Source organism: Arthrobacter sp. H41, from assembly GCF_000520535.1.
Taxonomy (GTDB): Bacteria; Actinomycetota; Actinomycetes; order Actinomycetales; family Micrococcaceae; genus Arthrobacter_D.
Map to the genome: position 1 here is coordinate 2813 of NZ_KI914809.1, position 1576 is coordinate 4388.

Genomic DNA, 1576 nt, shown 5'->3' on the forward strand with positions numbered 1-1576 from the left:
CGGCTCGATGAGTCGGGCCGCCTGTGGAGCCCGGGTGTCCGCACCGGCGTCAAGCGCGGCTCCACCTACCACCTCACCGAGTACTTCGGCCCGATCCTCGGCGTGATGACCGCCGCAACCCTCGAGGAGGCCATCGCCATCCAGAACGAGGTGGATTACGGTCTGACCGCGGGCCTCCACTCGCTCAGCCGTTCCGAGATCGAGGCGTGGATTGACAGTGTCCAGGCCGGAAACCTCTATGTGAACCGGAGCATCACGGGAGCGATCGTGCAGCGCCAGCCGTTCGGCGGCTGGAAGAAGTCAGCCGTGGGCGCGGGCACCAAGGCCGGTGGGCCCAACTACCTCATGGGCCTGGGCGGCTGGGAAAGCCGCGCGTCCACCGTATCGGCAGAGCCGGTTCCGGCCGCGCAGCCGCTCCTCGAGGCGGCAGCGGCTGCAGCGGAGGAGTCGGGGCTCGACGACGGCGACCTCGCGTTCCTGCAGCGCTCCGCCGCGTCCGACGCCACGGCCTGTGCGTCCGAATTCGGATCGGCGAAGGATGTGTCGGCCCTGTCCGCCGAACGGAACGTGCTGCGCTATGTGCCCCTGCCCGTCACGGTGAGGCTCTCCGAGGGTGAGCCCCTGGCAGCACTCCTCCGGGTACTCCTTGCCGCAGCCGCTGCGGGCTCGGAGGTGCGCGTTTCGAGCGCCGTCGAGCTGACCCGCGCCGTCGGCACCGCGGCGCGCCTGATGGCGGCCTCGGTCACCGTGGAGGACGACGCCGCCTGGCTCGCCTCCGCGACCCCCGCCGGCTCGATGAGTCGGGCCGCCTGTGGAGCCCGGGTGTCCGCACCGGCGTCAAGCGCGGCTCCACCTACCACCTCACCGAGTACTTCGGCCCGATCCTCGGCGTGATGACCGCCGCAACCCTCGAGGAGGCCATCGCCATCCAGAACGAGGTGGATTACGGTCTGACCGCGGGCCTCCACTCGCTCAGCCGTTCCGAGATCGAGGCGTGGATTGACAGTGTCCAGGCCGGAAACCTCTATGTGAACCGGAGCATCACGGGAGCGATCGTGCAGCGCCAGCCGTTCGGCGGCTGGAAGAAGTCAGCCGTGGGCGCGGGCACCAAGGCCGGTGGGCCCAACTACCTCATGGGCCTGGGCGGCTGGGAAAGCCGCGCGTCCACCGTATCGGCAGAGCCGGTTCCGGCCGCGCAGCCGCTCCTCGAGGCGGCAGCGGCTGCAGCGGAGGAGTCGGGGCTCGACGACGGCGACCTCGCGTTCCTGCAGCGCTCCGCCGCGTCCGACGCCACGGCCTGTGCGTCCGAATTCGGATCGGCGAAGGATGTGTCGGCCCTGTCCGCCGAACGGAACGTGCTGCGCTATGTGCCCCTGCCCGTCACGGTGAGGCTCTCCGAGGGTGAGCCCCTGGCAGCACTCCTCCGGGTACTCCTTGCCGCAGCCGCTGCGGGCTCGGAGGTGCGCGTTTCGAGCGCCGTCGAGCTGACCCGCGCCGTCGGCACCGCGGCGCGCCTGATGGCGGCCTCGGTCACCGTGGAGGACGACGCCGCCTGGCTCGCCTCCGCGACCCAGCA

The 1576-nt window shown here is 70.9% G+C and carries 1 protein-coding gene and 1 pseudogene; both read left to right on the forward strand.

The genetic code is table 11. From position 1 onward, the window contains the following. Positions 1 to 894: aldehyde dehydrogenase family protein (locus Y705_RS19505; RefSeq protein WP_155850052.1), on the forward strand; the 894-nt coding region annotated here is incomplete at its 5' end. Then, positions 783 to 1576, forward strand: a pseudogene (locus tag Y705_RS19510) (aldehyde dehydrogenase family protein); the annotation flags it as partial. The gene Y705_RS19505 and the pseudogene Y705_RS19510, both read left to right, overlap by 112 nt.